A 7073-nucleotide genomic window follows, 5' to 3' on the forward strand; every position below is an offset into this window, starting at 1 on the left:
CGGGAGGCACCGGGCCGCCGCACGCCCGCGGGCAGGCGTCAGGGAGTGGGGCTCCGTCAGGAGCGGGGTGCCGTCAGGGAGTGAGGACGATCTTCCCGAAGACGTCGCCCTCGGCGAGCCGGGCGAAGCCGTCCCGGGCCTCGGCCAGCGGCAGCACCGAGTCGATCACCGGCCGGACGCCGGTGTTGGCGCAGAACGCGAGCAGCCCGGCCAGCTCCTCCTTGGTGCCCATGGTCGAGCCGACCACCCTGAGCTCCAGGAAGAAGATCCGGTTCAGCTCGACGGAGCTCGGGTTGGTGCCGGAGGTGGCCCCCGAGATGACGATGGTGCCGCCCGGGCGCAGCGACTTCACCGAGTGCGACCAGGTCGCGGCGCCGACCGTCTCCAGCACCGCGTCCACCCGCTCGGGCAGCCGGGCGCCGCTCTCGAAGGCCGCGTCGGCGCCGAGCTCCACCGCCCGGGCGCGCTTGGCCTCGTCCCGACCGGTGACCCAGACCCGCAGGCCGGCCGCCTTGCCGAGGACGATCAGCGCGGTCGCCACCCCGCCGCCCGCCCCCTGCACCAGGACGGTGTCCCCGGGCCTGACCCCGGCGTTGGTGAACAGCATCCGGTAGGCCGTCAGCCAGGCGGTGGGCAGGCAGGCGGCCTGCTCGAAGCTCAGCCCGGCGGGCTTGGGCAGCAGGTTCCAGGTGGGCACCGCGACCCGCTGGGCGAAGGTGCCCTGGTAGCGCTCGGTCAGGATGGACCGCGGCTCGTCCGGGCCGACCCCGTGGCCGCTCTGGCCGATCACCGAGTGCAGGACCACCTCGTTGCCGTGCTCGTCGACGCCGGCGGCGTCGCAGCCGAGGATCATCGGCAGCCGTTCGGCGGGCAGGCCGACCCCGCGCAGCGACCACAGGTCGTGGTGGTTGAGGCTGGCGGCCCGGACGGTGACCACGCTCCACCCGGGGCGGGCCTGCGGCTCGGGGAGGTCGCCCAGCTCCAGCCCGCTCAGCGGGTCGGCGGCGTCGGTACGTGCGGCGTAGGCAGCGAACATGCCCCGGACGATAGCCGCGACGGCCGGGGCCGGGAACCACGCGGAGGTGTGACGCGTGTCCCGGCTGCTGCTCCCCCGCTCGCCTCCGGGCGCTCGGGGGGACGCGGGGGAGCGGCCGCCGTGGCGGGCGCGCTCCCCCGATCACCTCGTCAGATCCGGGCGACGCCCTCCGCCCGGGCGGCCTCGGCGACGGCCTTGGTGACCGCCGGCGCGACCCGCTCGTCGAACGGCGAGGGGATGACCTTCTGCGGCGTCAGCTCGTCGGCCACGACGCCGGCCAGCGCCTTGGCGGCGGCCAGCTTCATGCCCTCGGTGATCCGGGAGGCGCGGACCTGGAGGGCGCCGGCGAAGATGCCCGGGAAGGCCAGCACGTTGTTGATCTGGTTCGGGAAGTCGCTGCGGCCGGTGGCCACCACGGCGGCGTACTTGTGGGCGACCTCCGGGTGGATCTCCGGGTTGGGGTTGGCCATCGCGAAGACGAACGCGCCCTCGGCCATGGTCGCCACGACCTCCTCCGGCACGGTGCCGCCGGAGACGCCGATGAACACGTCGGCGCCGGCCATCGCGTCGGCCAGCGAGCCCTTGAGGCCGGTGCGGTTGGTCCGCCCGGCGATCTCGGCCTTGACGTCGGTGAGGTCGCCGCGGCCCTCGTACACCACGCCCTTGCGGTCGCAGACGGCCACGTCGCCGATGCCGGCCGCGACCAGCATCTTGGCGATGGCGATGCCGGCCGCGCCGGCGCCGGAGATGACGGCCCGCAGCGAGCCGATCTCACGGCCCGTCACCTTGGCGGCGTTCCACAGGGCCGCGGTGGTGACGATCGCGGTGCCGTGCTGGTCGTCGTGGAAGACCGGGATGTCCAGGGCCTCCTGGAGCCGGCGCTCGATCTCGAAGCAGCGGGGCGCGGAGATGTCCTCCAGGTTGACGCCGCCGAAGGAGGGGGCCAGCCGGACCACGGTCTCGACGATCTCGTCGACCCCGGTGCAGTCGAGCGCGATCGGCACCGCGTCCACGCCGCCGAACTGCTTGAACAGGATGGCCTTGCCCTCCATCACGGGCAGCGAGGCCTGCGGGCCGATGTCGCCGAGGCCCAGCACCGCGGTGCCGTCGGTGACCACCGCGACGGTGTTGGACTTCCAGGTGTAGTCGTTGACCAGCTCCGGCTGCTCGGCGATGGCCGTGCAGACCCGGGCGACACCGGGGGTGTAGGCGAGGGACAGGTCGTCCGCGTCGCGCACCGGGACGGTCGCCCGGATCTCCATCTTCCCGCCGCGGTGGAGCGCGAAGACCGCGTCGACCGGATCCTCGGTGTCCTGGGTGCTGCTGTGAATGATCTCCGCTGCCACGATGACCTCTTCGTCATTGATCTGGCGAGGACGCGCGGCCGACGGGCAGGGCGACCCGTCCGGAAACCGGAAACCGGGTACGCCGAAGCGGACCCGGGGTCGGGGTCGGGGCGCTGCCGTCGGGCGGCGCCCTCGGATGAGGGTTGTATGGGGTCTGTGTTGTCCGCGTTGTGCTTCCGGGCCGAGCGTAGGTCGGAGGAAGGCATCGCACCTATGCCTTTTCGTCCTCGTCACGTACGGTTCATCGCCGCGCTGTCGCGTCACAGGGGCCCGGCGTCGGAAGCGCCGGGCTCCGGCGGCGGCAACGGCATGAGCGCACGCGCACCCGCAGGAGTGAACACAGGCCGAAGGGGATCCGGTGCCCCGGATACGGAGCCGCGTGAGGACTTCCGTTCCCGGGCACCCCGAGCCTGTCGGGGCTCGTCGGCCTGGTTCGAGCGTTCGGGGGTCACCCGGTACCGAATTCTGACACACCCGCCGCCGGGCCCGGCAGGGCGGGATGGCAGGATCGCTTGTCCGCCATTTCGCGTACACCCGTGCGACACCGTGGCGGCCCCACCTCCCTCCCTCAGGAGCCGCCCTCATGCCGCACGTCCGCCACGCCCTCCGTCCGGTCCCGGCCGGCGCCGCCCTGGCCGCCGCCGGGGCCCTCCTGCTGACCGGCTGCGGCGGCGGGCAGGCCGCCCCGGGCGACCCGGTCAAGGACCTCCGCGGCAAGCTGCCGAAGGCCCAGCGGTCGGCCGGCGCGCTGCGGGTCGGCATGGACGTCAACTACGCCCCGGTGGAGTTCCGCGGCCCGGACGGCAAGCCGACCGGCCTCGACCCGGACCTCGCCGCCGCCCTGGGCCGGATCCTCGACGTGCGGGTCGAGTTCGTCGACACCCCCTTCGACAAGCTGGTGCCGAACCTCCAGGCCAAGCAGTACGACGTGGCGATGTCCGCGCTCAGCGACACCCGCCGGCGCCGGGACGCGGTGGACGAGACCGGCAAGCCGACCGGCCCGGGCGTGGACTTCGTGGACTACTTCATCGCGGGCACCTCGATCGTCGTCCCGAAGGGCAACCCCAAGGGGATCAGGGGCCTGGACGACCTGTGCGGCAAGACCGTCGCGTTCCAGCAGGGCACCACCCAGGACGAGATCGTCACCCGCCAGGTCGGCGTCTGCACCCGGGTCGGCCGCCCGCTGACCCCGCACAAGCTGGACACCGACACCAAGGCGCTGGCCGAGGTCGCCTCCGGCGCCGCCGCGGCCGGCCTGAACGACTACCCGGTGGCTGCCTACGCGGCGAAGACCACCGACGGCGGCGCCCGCTTCGAGGTGACCGGCGGGCAGTCCACCTCCAACCCGTACGGGATCGCGGTGCGCAAGGACGACGGGCCGCTGCGGGACGCGCTGGCCGGGGCGATCGACCAGCTGATCCGCAGCGGCGAGTACGACAAGATCCTGGCCAAGTGGAACGTCGGCGCCGGCGCGGCGCAGAACGCGGTGGTCAACGGGGGCATCTGAGGCGGGGGCGGCGGGCCTCCGGGGACGGCACGGACCGATCTGCATACTTATGCGCAGAGTGACAGGGGCGCGGAATAAGTCCGAATAGCGGACAGCGCGACCCCTCGTTATCCGATTTTGATCTGGATGAGGGCCACCTGACTGTCATCAGATGGCAGGATTCCCCCCATCTCGGATCGAGCCGGCCACTGGTCGAGGCCGTCCGGTCAACGTCCACCTCGGCGGAGGGTGGCGGAAGCAGTACCTCGTACAACCCCGGACGGCTCCCCCGCGCCCGGGCAACTGCACGACCCGGCCTGCACGTACGACGACGTACGGCGACACGCACCCGTACCGAGCCGCGCGGCTCGCCGTTCCGGTGCGCCGCTCCCGCGGCGCGCTCCGCCCGACCTCTCTCCCCCAGGATGGAGATCCCCCTCATGACCACCCGTACCCAGCGCAGCCGGCTCTTCGCAGCCGGTGTGGTCGCCGCCTCGGTCTCCCTGGTGCTGACCGGTTGCAGCAGCAGCAAGAGCGAGAGCAGCGGCGCCCCCAACGCCTCCGCGACCGTCAACGAGGTCAAGGCCGACCCCAAGCTGGCCGGGCTCGTCCCGGACGACGTCAAGGCCGCCGGCAAGCTCCTGGTCGGCGCCGACGCCTCGTACGCGCCGGACGAGTTCAAGGACGACAGCGGCAAGGTCATCGGCATGGACGTCGACCTGGCCAACGCCATCGCGGCCAAGCTCGGGCTGAAGGCCGAGGTCCAGGACTCCGGTTTCACCGCGATCATCCCCGGCATCCAGTCGAACAAGTTCCAGCTCGGCATGTCGTCCTTCACGGACAACAAGGAGCGCGAGCAGATCGTCGACATGGTCACCTACTTCAACTCCGGCAGCGCCGTCGCGGTGAAGAAGGGCAACCCGGAGAAGATCGACCCGAAGGACCTCTGCGGCAAGAAGGTCGCCGTCCAGACCGGCACCACCCAGGCCGACGAGATCAAGGACACCCGCGACCCGGACTGCGCCAAGGCCGGCAAGCCGGGCGTCCAGAACGGCGGCGACAAGTTCGACCTCCAGACGGACGTCACCAACGCCGTGGTCTCCGGGCGCGACCAGGCGATGATGGCCGACTCCCAGGTCGTCGACTACGCGATCAAGCAGTCCGGCGGCCAGCTGGAGAAGGTCGGCGAGACCTACGGCGTGGCCCCCTACGGCGTCGCGCTGGCCAAGGGCTCCAAGCTCACCCCGGCCGTCCAGGGGGCCGTCCAGTCGCTGATCGACGACGGCACCTACAAGCAGATCCTCGCCAAGTGGGGGGTCGAGTCCGGCGCCATCACCACCTCGACCGTCAACGGCGCCGTCAGCTGACCCTCGTCCGCTCCATCTTCTCCCCCGAGGCCACACCGTGAACTCTTTGGACAAGGGGACGGCGGAGCAGGGCCGGCCCGAGACCATCAAGGCCGTCCCCGTCCGCCACCCCGGACGCTGGGCCGGCGCCGTCGTCATCGCCGTACTCGCGGCGATGCTGGTGAGCGCCCTCTTCACCAACCCCGCTTTCAAGTGGGACATCGTCGGTCAGTACCTGTTCCACGACAGCATCATGCACGGCCTGCTGGTGACGCTGGAACTGACCGTGCTCGCCATGCTCATGGGTGTGGTCGGCGGCATCGTCCTCGCGGTGATGCGCCTGTCCCCGAACCCGCTGCTGGCCGGCGTCGCGTGGGTCTACATCTGGATCTTCCGCGGCACCCCGGTGCTGGTGCAGCTGGTGTTCTGGAACTTCCTCGGCCTGATCTGGGCCAAGCTGTCGATCGGCGTCCCGTGGGGGCCGGAGTTCTGGTCCGAGCAGACCAACGTGCTGATCCCGACCTTCGTCGCCGCGCTGCTGGGCCTCGGCCTCAACGAGGCCGCCTACATGGCGGAGATCGTCCGCGGCGGCATCCAGTCGGTGGACGAGGGCCAGACCGAGGCCGCGCACGCGCTCGGCATGAGCCGGTTCCAGACCATGCGCCGGATCGTCCTGCCGCAGGCCATGCGGGTGATCATCCCGCCGACCGGCAACGAGACCATCTCGATGCTGAAGACCACCTCGCTGGTCTCCGTGATCTCCCTGGAGGAGATCTTCCGGGCCGGCCAGGTCATCTACTCCCGGAACTACCAGAACATCCCGCTGCTGATCGTGGTCAGCCTCTGGTACCTGTTCTTCACCTCGGTGCTGACCATCGGCCAGTACTACATCGAGCGCCACTACGCCCGAGGTTCCAACCGCACCCTCCCGCCCACCCCGCTGCAGCGGCTGCGGAGGCTGTTCGCCGGGAAGCCCGCCCCCAGGACGACCGCCGACGTCGTCCCGGGGCTCGAGGGAGGTGGTCACGTATGACCGATCCGACCAAGTCCCCCGGCGGCGCGTCCGGCGAGCCGATGGTCCGCGCCGAGAACGTGCACAAGTCGTACGGCCTGGTAGAGGTGCTCAAGGGCATCGACCTGGAGGTCAGGCAGGGCGAGGTGTTCTGCCTGATCGGCCCGTCCGGCTCCGGCAAGTCGACCTTCCTGCGGTGCATCAACCACCTGGAGAAGATCAACGGCGGCCGCCTCTGGGTGGACGGCGAGCTGGTCGGCTACCGGCAGAAGGGCGACCGGCTGCACGAGCTCAGGGACCGCGAGGTCGCCCTCAAGCGGCGCGACATCGGCATGGTCTTCCAGCGCTTCAACCTGTTCCCGCACATGACCGCCGTCGAGAACGTCATGGAGGCGCCGGTCCAGGTCAAGGGCGAGAGCCGGGCCGACGCCCGCGAGCGCGGGATGGCCCTGCTGGAGCGGGTCGGCCTCGCCGACAAGGCGAAGAACTACCCCTCGCAGCTCTCCGGCGGCCAGCAGCAGCGCGTGGCGATCGCCCGCGCGCTGGCCATGAAGCCCAAGCTGATGCTCTTCGACGAGCCGACCTCCGCGCTCGACCCGGAGCTGGTCGGCGACGTCCTCGACGTCATGCGCGGCCTCGCCGAGGAGGGCATGACCATGGTGGTCGTCACCCACGAGATGGGCTTCGCCCGCGAGGTCGGCGACGCGCTGGTGTTCATGGACGGCGGGGTGGTGGTCGAGTCCGGCAACCCCCGCGAGGTGCTCACCGACCCGCAGCACGAGCGCACCAGGGCCTTCCTCTCCAAGGTGCTCTGAGCCCGTACGCCCGGCGCCCGGCAGGTCACTCC

At 71.3% G+C, this 7073-nt stretch carries 6 protein-coding genes; 4 read left to right on the forward strand and 2 right to left on the reverse strand.

Annotated features, from left to right (window positions below):
- Positions 1–73: 73 nt before the first annotated feature.
- Both ACFU7Z_RS33190 and ACFU7Z_RS33195 read right to left on the reverse strand, forming a co-directional pair.
- The gene (locus ACFU7Z_RS33190) at positions 74–1036 is read right to left on the reverse strand and encodes a zinc-binding dehydrogenase (RefSeq protein WP_074001424.1); all 963 of its coding nucleotides are present in this window, start codon (positions 1034–1036) and stop codon (positions 74–76) included.
- Between the two features lie 149 nt (positions 1037–1185).
- Positions 1186–2382, reverse strand: a complete 1197-nt coding sequence (locus ACFU7Z_RS33195) for an NADP-dependent malic enzyme (protein WP_049649441.1) — start codon at positions 2380–2382, stop codon at positions 1186–1188.
- 583 nt (positions 2383–2965) lie between these two features.
- Between ACFU7Z_RS33195 and ACFU7Z_RS33200 the strand changes: the two genes are divergently transcribed.
- The 4 genes from ACFU7Z_RS33200 (at position 2966) to ACFU7Z_RS33215 (ending at position 7041) form a co-directional block, all read left to right on the forward strand.
- Positions 2966–3889 carry an ABC transporter substrate-binding protein gene (locus ACFU7Z_RS33200; protein WP_380781611.1) on the forward strand — a complete coding sequence of 308 codons (924 nt, stop codon included), beginning with the start codon at positions 2966–2968 and terminating at the stop codon, positions 3887–3889.
- A gap of 419 nt (positions 3890–4308) precedes the next feature.
- Positions 4309–5235, forward strand: a complete 927-nt coding sequence (locus ACFU7Z_RS33205) for an ABC transporter substrate-binding protein (protein ID WP_063780035.1) — start codon at positions 4309–4311, stop codon at positions 5233–5235.
- 37 nt (positions 5236–5272) lie between these two features.
- The gene (locus ACFU7Z_RS33210) at positions 5273–6247 is read left to right on the forward strand and encodes an amino acid ABC transporter permease (RefSeq protein ID WP_049649438.1); all 975 of its coding nucleotides are present in this window, start codon (positions 5273–5275) and stop codon (positions 6245–6247) included.
- A 41-nt stretch (positions 6248–6288) separates the two neighbouring features.
- Positions 6289–7041 (forward strand): amino acid ABC transporter ATP-binding protein, encoded by a 753-nt coding sequence (locus ACFU7Z_RS33215; protein ID WP_107086343.1) that lies wholly within the window; start codon positions 6289–6291, stop codon positions 7039–7041.
- Positions 7042–7073 lie beyond the last annotated feature (32 nt).

Source organism: Kitasatospora sp. NPDC057518 (assembly GCF_042802075.1).
Classification (GTDB): Bacteria; Actinomycetota; Actinomycetes; order Streptomycetales; family Streptomycetaceae; genus Kitasatospora.

What these genes read in the sequence shown, in the direction of transcription:
- ACFU7Z_RS33205 (WP_063780035.1), top strand. Translation starts at nt 4,309, where the DNA reads ATGACCACCCGTACCCAGCGCAGCCGGCTCTTCGCAGCCGGTGTGGTC.
- ACFU7Z_RS33200 (WP_380781611.1), top strand. Translation starts at nt 2,966, where the DNA reads ATGCCGCACGTCCGCCACGCCCTCCGTCCGGTCCCGGCCGGCGCCGCC.
- ACFU7Z_RS33215 (WP_107086343.1), top strand. Translation starts at nt 6,289, where the DNA reads ATGGTCCGCGCCGAGAACGTGCACAAGTCGTACGGCCTGGTAGAGGTG.
- ACFU7Z_RS33190 (WP_074001424.1), bottom strand. Translation starts at nt 1,036, where the DNA reads ATGTTCGCTGCCTACGCCGCACGTACCGACGCCGCCGACCCGCTGAGC.